The sequence below is a fragment of the Frateuria defendens genome, from assembly GCF_001182895.1.
Classification (GTDB): Bacteria; Pseudomonadota; Gammaproteobacteria; order Xanthomonadales; family Rhodanobacteraceae; genus Frateuria_B; species Frateuria_B defendens.
This window is the reverse complement of the sequence record NZ_LFQR01000103.1, coordinates 1-13,468: the sequence shown is the minus strand read 5'-3', so window position 1 is coordinate 13,468 and position 13,468 is coordinate 1. Positions and strand designations below refer to the sequence as shown.

11 protein-coding genes and 1 pseudogene are annotated in these 13,468 nt (G+C 73.5%); 6 read left to right on the top strand and 6 right to left on the bottom strand.

Annotation, left to right across the window (positions count from 1 at the left end; translation table 11 throughout):
- Nucleotides 1-15: 15 nt before the first annotated feature.
- The 6 genes from ACH65_RS13930 to ACH65_RS13905 all read right to left on the bottom strand — a co-directional run bounded on the left by ACH65_RS13930 (nucleotide 16) and on the right by ACH65_RS13905 (nucleotide 7,374).
- Nucleotides 16-2,505 (bottom strand): membrane-bound PQQ-dependent dehydrogenase, glucose/quinate/shikimate family, encoded by a 2,490-nt coding sequence (locus ACH65_RS13930; protein WP_237561528.1) that lies wholly within the window; start codon nucleotides 2,503-2,505, stop codon nucleotides 16-18.
- A gap of 207 nt (nucleotides 2,506-2,712) precedes the next feature.
- Nucleotides 2,713-4,356, bottom strand: coding sequence for a sulfite reductase subunit alpha (locus tag ACH65_RS13925; RefSeq protein ID WP_049623212.1), 1,644 nt, complete (start codon nucleotides 4,354-4,356; stop codon nucleotides 2,713-2,715).
- A complete protein-coding gene (locus tag ACH65_RS13920; RefSeq protein ID WP_049623211.1) occupies nucleotides 4,353-5,348 on the bottom strand; it encodes an FAD:protein FMN transferase in 996 nt (331 codons plus the stop codon). Before ACH65_RS13920 ends, ACH65_RS13925 begins: the two co-directional genes overlap by 4 nt.
- 22 nt (nucleotides 5,349-5,370) lie before the next feature.
- Nucleotides 5,371-6,183 (bottom strand): DUF4198 domain-containing protein, encoded by an 813-nt coding sequence (locus tag ACH65_RS13915; protein ID WP_049623210.1) that lies wholly within the window; start codon nucleotides 6,181-6,183, stop codon nucleotides 5,371-5,373.
- 25 nt (nucleotides 6,184-6,208) lie between these two features.
- Nucleotides 6,209-6,724 carry a DUF2271 domain-containing protein gene (locus ACH65_RS13910; protein ID WP_049623209.1) on the bottom strand — a complete coding sequence of 172 codons (516 nt, stop codon included), beginning with the start codon at nucleotides 6,722-6,724 and terminating at the stop codon, nucleotides 6,209-6,211.
- A 23-nt stretch (nucleotides 6,725-6,747) separates the two neighbouring features.
- On the bottom strand, nucleotides 6,748-7,374 hold the full coding sequence (locus ACH65_RS13905; protein WP_049623208.1) for a PepSY-associated TM helix domain-containing protein: 627 nt from the start codon (nucleotides 7,372-7,374) through the stop codon (nucleotides 6,748-6,750).
- A 217-nt stretch (nucleotides 7,375-7,591) separates the two neighbouring features.
- On the opposite strand from ACH65_RS13905, the gene ACH65_RS13900 reads away from it, so the two are divergent.
- The 6 genes and pseudogenes from ACH65_RS13900 to ACH65_RS13875 all read left to right on the top strand — a co-directional run.
- Complete coding sequence (locus ACH65_RS13900; protein ID WP_049623207.1) at nucleotides 7,592-8,272, top strand: response regulator; 681 nt, start codon at nucleotides 7,592-7,594, stop codon at nucleotides 8,270-8,272.
- Between the two features lie 70 nt (nucleotides 8,273-8,342).
- Entirely contained in the window at nucleotides 8,343-9,665 is a 1,323-nt protein-coding gene (locus tag ACH65_RS13895) for a sensor histidine kinase (protein WP_082190336.1), read from the top strand.
- 91 nt (nucleotides 9,666-9,756) lie between these two features.
- The gene (locus tag ACH65_RS13890) at nucleotides 9,757-11,169 is read left to right on the top strand and encodes a TolC family protein (RefSeq protein WP_082190334.1); all 1,413 of its coding nucleotides are present in this window, start codon (nucleotides 9,757-9,759) and stop codon (nucleotides 11,167-11,169) included.
- Nucleotides 11,170-11,172: 3 nt separating this feature from the next.
- Complete coding sequence (locus tag ACH65_RS13885; RefSeq protein WP_049623206.1) at nucleotides 11,173-12,312, top strand: ABC transporter permease; 1,140 nt, start codon at nucleotides 11,173-11,175, stop codon at nucleotides 12,310-12,312.
- Nucleotides 12,313-12,320: 8 nt separating this feature from the next.
- A complete protein-coding gene (locus ACH65_RS13880; protein WP_049623205.1) occupies nucleotides 12,321-13,058 on the top strand; it encodes an ABC transporter ATP-binding protein in 738 nt (245 codons plus the stop codon).
- Nucleotides 13,055-13,468 (top strand): annotated as a pseudogene (locus ACH65_RS13875) (HlyD family secretion protein); the annotation flags it as partial. The gene ACH65_RS13880 and the pseudogene ACH65_RS13875, both read left to right, overlap by 4 nt.

Genomic DNA, 13,468 nt, shown 5'->3' with positions numbered 1-13,468 from the left:
CCGGAAGCCCGCCCGCTATCGGCCCGCACCGTCGGGCAGCGCGTAGGCAATCACGTAATCGCCCACGTCCGGCGAATGGCTGGTGCCGCCCGCCGAGATCACCACGTATTCCTTGCCGGTCTTCGGCGAGCGGTAGACCAGCGGCGCGGCCACCGCGCCGACCGGCAGCCGGGCCTTCCACACTTCCCGCCCGGTGGCCGCGTCCAGTGCGCGCAGGTAGTAGTCCTGCGTGCCGGCGAAGAACACCAGGCCGGAGGCGGTGGAGGTCGGCCCGCCGAGCGTTGGCATGCCGATGGGCAGCGGCAGGTGGGTCTTGATGCCGAGCGGGCCGGTGTCCTGCACCGTGCCCAGCGGCACCTGCCAGACCAGCTTCCTGGTCTTCAGGTCGATCGCGCTCATGGTGCCGAACGGCGGCGTGACGCAGGGCACGCCGAGCGGCGACTGCAGGATGTCGATCCTCACGCCGCCGTAGGGGCCGGCGAGCTGCGGCCGGAGAGTGCCCATGAAGCCGGGTACCTCGTCGGTGGAAACCTTGAACCGCTTGGCCTCCTCGCGCGTCACCAGCGACATCCGCAGCGCCATGCGCATGTCGTTGACGAACATCAGGCCGCGCGACTCGTCGATGGAAACGCCGCCCCAGTTCATGCCGCCGAGCAGGCTGGGCCACTCGATGTAGGGCCGCTCGGTGGGCGGCGTGAAGGCGCCCTGGTAGTGGGAGTCCTTGAACTTGATGCGGCAGTAGAGCTGATCGAAGGGCGTGATGCCCCACATCGCGCGCTCGCTCAGCGGCTCGGCGCCGATGACCGGCATGCCCACCGAGAACGGCTGCGTCGGCGACAGGCGCTCGCCCTGCGCCGCCGGCACGGTCGGCACCGGCCGCTCCTCGACCGCGGTCACGGGCTGGCCGGTGCGGCGGTCGAGCACGAAGATGTTGCCGGTCTTGGTGGTCTGGATCAGCGCGGGGATCTTCTCGCCCTGCGCGTTGGCGATGTCGTAGAGCACCGGCTGCGACGGCAGGTCGTAGTCCCACACATCGTGGTGCACCGTCTGGTACGCCCAGCGCAGCTTGCCCGTGGCGGCGTCCAGCGCGACCACGGCCGAGCCGTATTTCTCCTTGGCCGCGCTGCGGTCGCCGCCCCAGTAGTCCGGCGGGCCGTTGCCGGTCGGCAGGTAGACCAGGTTGAGCTCGTGGTCGTAAGTGGGGATGGTCCACACGTTGGGCGTGGCCAGCGTGAAATCCTCGCCGGGCTGCGCGAGGCCCTCCGGCTTGCCCACGTCCCAGGCCCAGGCGAGCGAGCCGTCGCGCACGTCGAAGGCGCGCACCACACCGGAAGGCTCACCGTCGACGATGTCGCGCACCCAGCCGCCGATCACCGCCAGGTGCCCCATCACCACCGGCAGCGAGGTCGGGTGGTAGCGCTTGCTCTGCTCGGTCGGCCCCATGTGCGGCTTGAGATCCACATAGCCGTTCTCGCCGAAGCCCGGGCACAGCGCGCCGGTGTGGGCGTCGAGCGCGAACAGGCGCGCATCCACGCTCGACACCAGGATGCGCTGGCGGCAGGCCTGCGCCGTGTAGGCGGCCTTCTGCGCGGCATCGAGGCTGGCATCCCGGTCGATGTCGTAGTAGCCGACGCCGCGGCAGCTGACGTGCTCGGCGGTGTGCGCCCCGGGGTCGAACGTCCAGACCGGCTTGCCGGTGTCGCCGTCGATCGCGGCCACCCGGTTCTCGGGCGTGCACGAATACAGCGTGGCGCCGATCTGCAGCGGCGTGTTCTCGTCGACGCCGGCCCCGGCGCCCGTCGTGCGGCGGCCGGTGCGGTAGGTCCAGGCGACCTGCAGCCGGCCGACGTTCGCCGGCGTGATCTGCCCGTACGGCGCGAAGCGCGTGCCGGCGGCGTTGCGGCCGTAGAACGCCCAGTCGTCCGGATTGTCCGGGCCGGCCCGGGCTGCGCCGCCATCGTGGGCGGGCGCCGCGGGATCGACGATGGCACCGTGCGGGAAAAAGGCCGCCACCAGCGTCGCCAGCAGGGCGAGGAAGACGGCGAGCGCGCCGGCGTTGCGCCGGCGCCGCGCACCCGGGCGCACGCCGGGAAAGCCCGCGCACAGCCACAGGCTGAGCATCAGGATGAGCGCCGGCACCACCAGCCGCGGCAGCAGCTCCCAGTAGCCGAACCGCGGCGCGTCGAACAGCGCCCAGACACAGGTCGCGAGGAAGATCGCGACGGAGGCCACCGCCGCACGGCGATGCCGGCGGAAGACCAGCACCGCCAGCACTGCATAGGCCAGCCCGGCGACGAAGTAATAGGCCGACCCGCCGAGCCTGAGCAGCGCGAAGCCGCCGACGGCCAGGGCCAGGGCGACGATCAGGACGAGCAGCGCGAGAAGTACCCGGAACAGGTCGCGCAGCGCCAGCCCGCGGCCCGATGTTTCTGCTTCGACCATGTCCATGATCCAACGCTCGAGGGAAACTCCAGCCACCACCGCGGCGACTGCCGTCTGCTTCACGCTGCGGGGTGCCCTGGCGTTGCCGCGAGCGACCTGCTGCGCGCCATCCTAGGAAGGGGTGGGTTATGGCACAAATGAATAAATGGAATCGGGGCCATTCCGGGTTTGAATAGCGTGGCGCTGCCGGACAGCATGCGCAGCGGGCCCTCCGGAAACTCGAACTTGCCCGGTCCGCAGCCCGGGAAAGCGGGCTGCGGCAAGCGCCGCTCAATACACGTCGCGCCGGTAGCGCTCCCCGCTGCGCAAGGCATCGAGCGTGGCCTCGCCGAGCACCTCGCGCAGCGCCGCGTCCACGCCGGGCGCCATGCCGGCCAGGCTGCCGCAGACGTAGATCGCGGCGCCTTCGTCCACCCACTGGCGCAGCGTCCCGGCCGCGTCGAGCAGGCGCTGCTGCACGTAGGCGCGATCGCCCTCGCGCGACCAGGCCAGGTCGAGCCGCGCCAGCCAGCCCTCGCGCCGCCAGGCTTCGATCTCGTCGCGGTAATGGAAATCGCAGGCGGCCTGGCGCTCGCCGAACAGCAACCAGTTGCCCGCGTGCCCGGCGGCGATGCGCGCCTTGAGCAGGGCGCGCAGCCCGGCCAGGCCGGTGCCGTTGCCGATCAGCACCAGCGGGCGCCCGTCCGGCGGCGCGTGGAAGTTGGCGTTGCGGCGCACGCGCAGGGCGATCTGCGCGCCCACCGGCGCCGCCTGGGTGAGCCAGCCCGAACCGAGGCCGAGGCGGCCATCCGCGCGGCGCATCTGGCGCACCAGCAGGTGCAGCGCGCCATCCGCGGGCAGCGAGGCGATCGAGTATTCGCGATGCGGCAGCGGCGCCAGGGCGGCCGCCCATGACGCTACCGGCCGGCCCTGCACCGAGGCCGGCTCCGGCAGGTGGCTGCCGGCCAGCAGCACGGCCAGCGCCTGGCGGCGGCCGTCCGCCGCGACGGTCTCCTCGCCGTCGAAGCCGCTCTGCGCCAACCACGCGGCCACCTCGTCCGCCCCATGCCGCGGGCCGACCTCGGCCACGTCGCCGGCCTGCCAGTCGAGCGCGCCGTCGCACGGGCGCAGCGCGAGATGGAAACAGGCCTCGCCCAGGCTGCCGGGATTGAGCAGGCGCCGCTCGGCCAGGGTCCAGCGCCCGTACTGCGGGCGCTGCCAGTCCGGCAGCTCGCTCGCGCCGGCCAGCAGTGCGAGGTGGTGCTGCCAGTGGCGCAGCGCGCCCGCTTCGCCGTTGTCGACCTCCACCGGATCGAACAGCGGCTGCGCGCCGCTCGCCTGCAACCACTGCCGCAGGCGGCGGCCGAAGCCGCAGAAATTCGCATAGTCGCGGTCGCCCAGCGCCAGCAGGCCGTAGCCGAACCCGGGCAGCGCCAGCGGCGCGCGCATCCACTGCCGGCAGAACGCCGCCGCGGCGTCCGGCGCATCGCCCTCGCCGGTCGTGCTGACCACGAACAGCACGCGCGTGGCGGCGGGCACGGCGGCCAGGTCGAGCTCGCCGAGCGGCAGCGCCTTCGCGCCCTGCCCCGTCGACGCCAGGCTCTGCACGGTCTGCCGCGCGAGGCGCTCGGCGGTGCCGGTCTGGCTGGCGTAGGCGACGAGGAAGGCCTCGCTTCCCCAGGCACCCTCGCCGGTGGATGCATCGTCGGTGGCGGCGAGGCGCGGGCGCCGCCGCTGGCCGGTGATGCCGAACGCGAGCAGCAGCCAGGCGAGCACCGCCGCGCCGGCACCCAGCCCTTGCGCGGGCGATGGCGCGCGCCACGCCCAGGCGCCGGCCTGCTGCGTGGCCAGCCAGGCTGCCATCGCGGCCAGCACCGCCAACAGCAGTGCGTTGCCGAGCAGCGTCGGCGTCATCGTCAGCGTGCGCGGCTTCATGGTTCCAGGGCCGCCGCGAAGGCCGACGACATGCGTTCCTCGAAGCCGCGATCGCCGCGCAGCAGGAACAGCACGGCGAGGCCGTGCTCTTCCGCATAGGCCAGGCCGCGCTCGGGGCCGAGCACGGTCAGGGTGGTGCCGAGCGGGTCGGCCTGGATCGCCTCCCCGGCCAGCACGCTCACCGAGGCCACCGCGTGCGGCACCGGATGGCCGCTGCGCGGGTCGATGTGGTGCGCGTAGGCCTGCCCGCCGTCGGTGAAGCGGCGCCGGTAGTCGCCCGAGGTGGCGATGGCGCGATCGCGCAGGGTCACCACGCGGGTGAGCTGGTCGGCGCGCTCGACCTCGCCGGCCGCGGCGTCCGGCCGCTCGATGCCGACCCGCCACGGCGTGCCGTCCGGCTTCGCGCCGCGCGCCTTGAGCTCCCCGCCCACCTCCACCAGCCACGCGGTGGCGCCCGCCGCATCGAGCCAGCGCCCGACGCGGTCCACGGCGTAGCCCTTGGCGATGGAAGACAGGTCCACATAGATCCCGCCCGGCTGGTAGGCCAGGCGCGTGGCCGCGTCGAGGCCGATGCGCCACCAGCCGGCGCGCGATCGCGCGGCGGCGATCGCCGCGGGCGGCGGCGGCTCGCGCCGGGCTCCGCCCGGGCCGAAGCCCCACAGCTCGACCAGCGGCCCCACCGTCGGGTCGTAGGCGCCGCCGGTGTCGCGCGCCAGTGCCAGCGCGCGCTCGAACACTGCGAACAGTTCCGCCGGCAGGCTCTGCCAGGTTCCCGCCGGCGCGGTGTTGTACTGCGACAGCGCCGAGGCCGGCTTGTAGGTGCTCATCTGCCCGTCGACCAGGTCGAGTTCCACCTGCACGCCGCGCTGCGCCGCCTCCATCGACAGCGCCGGCGGCGCGACCAGGCGCACCGACCAGGTGGTGCCCATGGTCAGGCCGTGCAGGTTGCGCAGCACCGGCGGCGCGGCCGGCGGCATGGCGGGCGTCTCCATCAGCGAGCGCTCCGCGGCACGCTCATTCCGGCAGCACTTCCAGCGTGGCGGCGTAGGACAGGCGGCGCTGCCTGGCCTGCTTCACGCTGGTCTTGCCGTCCTGGGTGCTGGCGCTGATCCAGTACATGCCAGGGTGCGCCCAGGTGAGGCTGAACTGGCCGTCCGCGCCGGTGGTGGCCTCCTGCTGCTCCGGCGCGTTGCGGTAGCGCGTGGCGCCGGCGATGGCGATGACCTTGAGCCCGGCCGCCGGCTTGCCGTCGAGCAGCAGCCGGAAGCTGGCCGCCTCGCCGGCGACCAGGTCGGTCGGCCGCGTCACCGGCACCAGCTCGAGCCCCTTGCCGCTGGGCTTGAACGCGCCGTCGCTGGGCTTGCCGTTGGTGACGAAGGTCTCCACGCGGTTGAGCATCTCGCTGACCTCCACGTGCTGCGCCCCGGCTGGAATCGCCCCGGCCAGCGCCGCGGCGTCGCCGCGCCAGCGCTTCTTCTCGCCGTTCCATTCGTAGCCGGCGAACACGCCCTGGTTGACCAGCGCCAGCTTGTAGGTGCCCGGCTGGGTGAGGTGCAGGTCGAAGGTGCTGCGGTATTTGCCGGTGAGCGCGTTCTCCGGTTTGGCCGTCTGGCCGTCCGGCGCGGTGACGGTCAGCCAGTCGAGGCGGGCCGGCACGTGGTCGGGGTAGAACAGGCCGTCGGAGGCGGCCGCGTCCACCGTCACCCACGGGTCGGGGCCGGCGACGTTGGTGGCCGAGGGCAGCATCCACAGCTTGTGCGCCGGCGCGGCCAGCGGCAACGCCAGGACCAGCGCGAAGGCGCCGCGAGTCAGGGTACGCAGGATCATGTCGTGCTCCGTGGCGGGAATGGGATCAGGGCGCGAGGTCGAGCTTGACCGCGCCCAGTTCGGTGCTGCCCTGGGCGGCGAGTTCGCGGTGGGCGGTGGTCGGCCACTCGAAGGGCACGCGCACCACCTCGCGGCCGCCGGCCTCGCGCGCGGCCTCCACCACCAGCGTGTACTTGCCGGGCGCGAGCGCGCCCAGCGGCGCCTTGCCCTGGACGAACTTCAGGTGCTGCTCGCCGGCCGGGCGGGTCGCACCGGAGACCCCGTCCACCGGCAGCTGCAGGTCGCGGCCGCCGCGCCGCCACCACTGGCGCAGCTCCGGCAGCCACTTGGTGCCGGCGCCCTCCTTCGACTCCTTCTGCGCGTACCACAGCGCCAGCTGGGCGGCGACGCCGTGGTCTTCGCGCTCGATCCACACGGCGGTGTAGGGGCGGTGGTATTCGGCCACGTCCAGCTGGGGGATCTGCACGGTCACGTCGAGATCGGCCGCCAGCGCAGGCGTGGCGAGCAGCAGCGCGGGGGTGGAGAACAGCAGGCGTCGCATGGGTGCTCCTTAAGGGATGACGGTCAGTGGACGAACAACACGATCAACAGCAGCGGCAGCAGCACGCCGAAGGCCACCAGCGGCCAGGTGGCGCCGCGCTGCGCGGCGTGCATCTTGAGCAGCAGCAGCCCGCTCAGCGCAAACACCAGGCAGGACAGCGCGAACAGGTCGATGAACCAGCCCCAGGCCGGGCCGGCGTGGCGCCCCTTGTGCAGGTCGTTGAGCCAGGCGATCCAGCCGCGGTCGGTGCGCTCGTATTCGACCGCGCCGGTTTCGCGGTCGATGCTGACCCAGGCGTCGCCGCCGGGGCGCGGCATCGACACCAGCACCTCGTCGTCGGACCAGTCGGCGCCGCGGCCGGCGAGGTCCACCTTCAGCGCGTCGCCGAGCCAGTCGCTGACCGCGGCGGGCAGCGGGGCGTCCTTGCGCGGCGCGGCTGTGGCCAGCGCGTGCCGCAGCGGCGCCGGCAGCGCGGCCGTGCGATGCTGTGTCTGCGGCTTGGCCTCGATGCGGCCGGCGTGGTTGAGAGTGAGGCCGGTGAAAGCGAACAGCAGCATGCCCACCAGGCACAGCGCGGAGCTGATCCAGTGCCAGCGATGCAGTTGCTTGAGCCAGAATGCGCGATCCGGCCCCCCGTTTTTTTCCACCATTGCCAATACCCGGTTCCACGTGAGGCCTGCCATCGCCGCGTCGGCATCTGCCATGAACTTGCCGGGCCACCGGGTTGTCCGTGCAGTCGGCAGCCGGCGACATAAGGACACGGACTGCCTGGACGAAGGCCTCGGGAGCATGGCATAAAATGAGAATCATTACCAACTCCGAGCCGGCCATCGAAGGCCTGCCAATACCAACAAGGAGGAACCACCCATGCGCATTCTGATCGCCGAAGACGATCCGGCCATCGCGGCCGGCATCCGCGCCGCCCTGCGCCAGCAGGGCCATGCGGTGGACCACGTCACCGACGGCGTGAGCGCCGACACCGCCGTGCGCGACACGCCCTACGACCTGCTCGTGCTCGACCTCGGCCTGCCCGCGCTGGACGGCAGCGAGGTGCTGAACCGCCTGCGCCGGCGCGGCGAAGGCATGCCGGTGCTGGTGGTCACCGCGCGCGAAGGGCTCAACGAGCGCGTGCGCGTGCTCGACCTCGGCGCCGACGACATCCTGATCAAGCCCTTCGCCCTGGCCGAGTTCGAGGCCCGCGTGCGCGCCATCCTGCGCCGGGCGACGAGCAACGGCACGCCGGAGCTCAAGCTCGGCCGCCTGCGGCTGGACCTCACCGGCCACCGCGCCTGGGCCGACGACGCCGCGCTGGAACTCACCGCCCGCGAGTTCGGCCTGCTCGCCGCGCTGGCGGTACGGCCCGACCGCGTCACCAGCCGCGCCCAGCTGGTGGAAGCGCTGTGCAGCTGGGACGAGGAGCTGACCGACAACGGCCTGGACATCGCCATCCATCGCCTGCGCCGCAAGCTGCGCGGCAGCGGCGCCGGCATCCGCACCATCCGCGGGCTCGGCTACACGCTGCAGGAAGAAGGCGGCGACGGTGAGTGAGCCCGCGCCCATCGCCGGCGAACGCCACCCGAGCCTGCGCCGGCGCCTGCTGATCTTCCTGCTGGTGCCGATGCTGGCGCTGCTGCTGCTCGACGCGCTGCTCACCTACGGCGTGGCGCTCAGCTATTCCAACCGGGTGCACGACAACGACCTCAGCGACGACGCCCAGACCCTGGCGGAGATGCTGCGCACCGACCCCGGCGGCCCGCTCAGCGCCCAGGCACGCTTCCTGCTCGAATACGATCCCGACGGGCCCAACTACTTCGCCATCGTCAGCCGCATGCATGGCCTGCTCAGCGGGCACTCCAGGCTGCGCGGGCTGTCCACGCTGGCGCCGAACGCGCCGCCGGTGCTCTACGACACCTTCCACGGCCGCCGCCCCGTGCGTGCCGCCACGGTCAGCTTCGACTCGCCGCGCGAGCCCGGCGACACCATCACCGTGACCGTCGCCGAAACGCTGCAGGACCGCCACCAGCGCGCCCGCGAGATCCTGCTGCTGACCGTTCCGCTGCAGACCCTGCTGATCCTGAGCGTGCTGGCGCTGGTGTGGTTCGGCGTCAACCACGGCCTGCTGGTGCTGCGGCCGCTCACCCGCCGCCTGGCCGCGCGCGAGCATGAGCTTGCCCCGATCACCGCCGCCGACGTGCCGCGCGAGATCCTGCCGCTGACCCGCACCATCGACGCGCTGTTCGCCCGCCTGCGCGGCGTGCTCACGCTGCAGGAGCGCTTCATCGCCGACGCCGCGCACCAGCTGCGCACGCCGCTCGCCGGGCTGCGCCTGCACACCGAGCGCGCGCTGGCCGCCAAGGACGCCGACACCCAGAAGGAAGCGCTGGACTACATCCGCCAGCTCACCCAGCGCGTCACCCGCACGTCCACCCAGCTGCTGGCGCTGACGCGGGCGCAGTCGCCGCACAAGACGCCGGACAACCACGTCCCGCTGGAGCTGAGCCGGCTGGTGCCCGAGGCGGTGGGCCTGCGCGTGCACGAGGCGCTGCGCGCCGGCATCGACCTCGGCTACATCGGGCCCGAGCAGCCGCTGCACGTGATGGGCGATGCGGCGGCCCTGCAGGAGCTGCTGGACAACCTGATCGACAACGCGCTGCGCTACGCCGGCCGCGGCAGCACCGTCACCGTGGGCCTGGTGGCCGCCGAGGACGGCGTGGAGCTATACGTGGAGGACAACGGGCCGGGCGTGCCCGAGGAACTGCTGTCGCGGCTGGGCGAGCGCTTCTTCCGCGCGCCGGGCAACCGCGAGGACGGCACCGGGCTCGGCCTCGCCATCGTGCACGAGATCGCTGCCGGGCACGGCGCCGAGGTGCACTACGGGCGCGGCAGCGAAGGCGGGCTGCGGGTGGCGCTGAAATTTCCTGCGCCGCCGAAAACTTCATGAAACCGAGCCGCACGAGACTACGGCCATGCCGCTTCCGGTTCTCTTCGCCGCGGTTCCCCACCGCCCCCGTCCGCCTGCCGCACCACGCCTGATGCCCTGGCTGCTCCGCATGCCCGGTGCGGCGGCGATGTGCCGGCTGGCGGGTACGGCCGTGCTCGCCGCCGCGGCGCTGCTCGCCGGCTGCGCCGCCGACCTGCCGCGGCTCGATCCGCCGGCGCCGGCCGCCTGGCGGCATCCCGGCGGCGACGGCGCCGCGGCGCCCGACCTGCGCGGCTGGTGGCACGCCTTCAACGATCCGCAGCTGGATGCGCTGGTGGACCGCGCCCTGGCCGGCAACCTCGATGTGGCCCAGGCGCGCGAGCACCTGCTGGCCGCCCGCGCGCTGCATTCGCATGTGGGCGCCAACTACCTGCCGCGCCTGCGGGTGCGCACCGACCAGGCGATCGCGCCGGACGCCAGTGCCTCGTTCTTCCTGATCGGTTTCGATTCGGTGTGGGAGCTCGGCCTGTTCGGCCGGGCCGACTCCAGCGAGCGCCTGGCCCGGGGCGAACTGGACGGCGCCGCGGCCGACCTCGCCGCGGTGCGGGTATCGCTGACCGGCGAGGTCGTGCGGCAATGGATCACGCTGCGGTCGGCGCAGCAGCAGGTGCAACTGCTGACGCAGGTGCGCGAGGCGAGGCAGCGGCAGCTCGACCTGCTCGAAACCCGCCAACGCCTGCAGCTGGCGCCCGCCGACGCGGTGGCGCGCGCGCAGGCCGCGCTGGCCGACGCCACGGCGGCGCTGGCCGAACCGCAGCAGGCGATCGACGGCGCCGCCGAGCGGCTGGCCGTGCTGCTCGGCCGCAACGCGCCGGACCCGGCCTGGCTGCAACCCGGCCCGCCGCCGGCACTGGGCGACTGGCGGCTCACCACGACCCCGGCCGACCTGCTGCGCACCCGCCCCGAGATCGCCCAGGCCGAGGCCAGGGTGCTGCGCGCCGCCGGCGAGGCCGGGCTGGCCCACGCGGCGCTCTACCCCAGCCTCGCGCTCGGCGGTTCGATCATGTGGTCCAACAACATCGCCAGCCACCGCCGCACGCATACCAACGCCATCCCCTCGTTCGGCCCGCTGATCGACATCCCGCTGTTCGACTGGGGCCTGCGCGTGTCCCAATCCCACGCCAAGCAGCACGAGCTGCAGGCCGCCGTCTACGCCTACCGGCAGGCGGTGCTGGAAGGCGTGGCCGAGGTGGAGACCGCGCTGGGCCGGCTGGAGCGCCAGCGCGAAGTCCAGCAGCAGGCCGGCCTGGCCGCCGCGGCGCTGCGGCGCGCCGACGAGGCCGTGGCGCAGCGCGTGGCGCTGCGCCTGGCCAGCCCGCTCGACCGCCAGGACAGCCTGCTCGCCTGCGCCCAGGCCGACGCCGCCCGCCTCGCGGCGGACACCGCGCGCGACCTGGACTACGTGGCGCTGTTCAAGGCGCTCGGCGGCGCGCCGCTGCCGAACACCGACGAAGCGAGGCGCTGAGCGATGGTCGCCCTCGCCCGCAAGACCCTGGTGCACGAATGGCGGCGCTTCCTGCCGGCGGTGCTGGCGGTCGGCTTCGCTGGCCTGCTGCAGCTGCTGCAGGCGGCGCTGGTGCTGGGCATCTTCGGCAGCGCCAGCGTGTACATCACCGGCTCCTCGGCGGATCTGTGGGTGGGCTACCCCGGCACGCAGAGCGTGAACCTCGGCCGGCCGATCGACCCCAACGTGGAGGCGCGCCTGCTGATGGACCCTGCGGTGGCCCGGGTGGAGCCATTCATCTGGCTGGACGCGGACTGGCACAGCGGCGGCGGCACCGGCGGCGTGTCGGTGTTCGTCTCCGGCATCGACCCGCGCGCCGACGGCATGCTGTTCGCCCGCGCGCTGCCGCCCGCCCTGCGTGCGCTGCTGAACGAGCCGGACGCGGTGGTGGTGGACCGCGCCGACCTCGGCCAGCTCGGCGTCGGCATCGGCGACAGCGCCACCATCAACGGCCGCCGCGTGCGCGTGGCCGGCGTCGCCAGCGGCCTGCGCGCGCTCGGCGGCGTCAACGTGGTGGCCTCGCTGGACACCGCGCGGCAGCTGGACAACGACCCCGCCGACGGCGGCCGCCCCACCTACCTGGTCGCCCAGCTGCACGACCACGCCCGCGCCGCCGTCGAGGCCGCCGCCGGGCGCCTGCGCGCCGACGCCGCCTTCGGCCCGTATGAGGTATGGACGGCCAGGGCCTTCGCGCGCCGCTCGATGCTGTACTGGATCCTCGACACCGGCGCCGGCGCCGGCGTGCTGTTCCTCGCCGCCATCGTGTTCCTGGTCGGCGCGGTGATCACCAGCCAGACCCTGGTGGCCGCGGTGGCCGGCTCGCTGCGCGAATACGCCACTCTCAACGCGCTCGGCGTGAGCGTGGCCGACCTGCGCTGGGTAGTGCTGGAGCAGGCGCTGTGGGTGGGCGGCGTGGGCCTGCTCGGCGCCGCCGTGCTGGGTGCCGCGCTGCTGGCGCTGGCGCGCAACCAGGACGTGCCCGCGATGCTCAACCCGCCGGTGGCGCTGGCCTGCGCGGCGCTCACCCTGGGCCTGGCCGCGGTCTCCGGCGTGGCCGCCGTGCGCGGGCTGCGCCGTGCCGACCCCGCGACCCTGCTGCGATGAACGCGCCGATGCACCACAGCCCGCCCCCGCCCACGCTGCGCGCCGAGTCGATCGGCAAGGCCTTCGTGTCCGGCAAGCTGCGCAGCCGGATACTGGACGACCTGTCGATCGCGGTGGAGCCGGGCGAGCTCACCCTGATCGCCGGCCCCTCCGGCTGCGGCAAGAGTACGCTGCTGGCGATCCTGAGCGGGCTGCTGGGCGTGGACAGCGGCCGCGTGCTCGCGCTCGGCCACGACCTCGGCCAGCTCGACGCCCGCGCGCTGGAGCGCTTTCGCCTGCACCACACCGGCTTCGTGTTCCAGGGCTTCAACCTGTTCCCCGCGCTCACCGCGCGCGAGCAGGTGGAGCTGCCGCTGCACTACCTCGGCCTTTCCAAGACCCAGGTGCGCGAGCGCGCCGTGCAGTCGCTGGAAGAAGTGGGGCTGGCCCCGCGCATGCACCTGCGCCCGGCCGAACTCTCCGGCGGCGAAAAACAGCGCGTGGCGATCGCCCGCGCGCTGGCCAAGCAGCCGGACCTGCTGTTCGCCGACGAGCCGACCAGTGCGCTCGATGCCGCCAACGGCCAGACCGTGATCGACATCCTGCACCGCATCGCCCGCAGCCACGGCACCACCGTGCTCTGCGTCAGCCACGACCCGCGCGTGATCCACCACGCCGACCGCGTGCTGCGCATGGAGGACGGTCGTATCCTCGACGATCAACGCAACACACCGGCCGGCGCCACGGCCGAGGAACCCTCGCCATGACCGCACGTCCGCGCCGTTTCCTTCCGCTCGCCGCGGGCATGCTGCTGGGGCCGCTGCTGCTCGCCGGCTGCTCGCACGGCAAGCCTGCGCAGGCCCAGGCGCCGGCGGCGGCGCCCGCGGCCGGCTATGCCGCGGTGGCGCGCGGCCGCATCGACGTCGAAGGCGGCCTGCTCAACCTCGCCGCGCCGCGCGACGGCACGCTGGCGCGACTCGACGTGCGCGAGGGCGAGCACGTCAAGCGCGGCCAGCCGCTGGCGCAGCTGGACACCGCGCCGGCGCAGCTGGCGCTGGTAGGCGCGCAGGTCGAGCTGGGCCAGCGCCTGCGCGTGCTCGGCCTGCGCGCCCCGCTCGACGCCCAGGTGACGAACGTGCGCGGGCAGCCGGGCGCCAGCGTCTCCACGCAGTCCGGC